The organism is Bacillus sp. sid0103, from assembly GCF_019219025.1.
Map to the genome: position 1 here is coordinate 1 of NZ_JAHUWN010000179.1, position 254 is coordinate 254.

The 254-nt window shown below is 34.6% G+C and carries 1 pseudogene; it reads right to left on the reverse strand.

The window, feature by feature from the left end:
• Positions 1-28: 28 nt before the first annotated feature.
• Positions 29-254 (reverse strand): annotated as a pseudogene (locus tag KW850_RS33030) (acyl-CoA dehydrogenase family protein); the annotation flags it as partial.

The window sequence follows — 254 nt, forward strand, 5'->3', positions numbered from 1 at the left end:
TTGTATGATTAAAAATATGATTAGACAGCTAACAGAGTGTTTCTAATAGCATTATTGTTGGGCTTAAATTTAATAAGAAATAAGACTCTCTTAACCTCCTAAACGTGTCATTCCCTTGGATATATGCCTGCCCACCGGAATAAAGCATTTCTGCATGTACTACTTCAGGGGTTAACTTGGCTATATCAAGTCGGGTTAATAATATTTCCTTCCCTATAGTGTTTAAATCCACATAGCGAGCATATTCATATGTT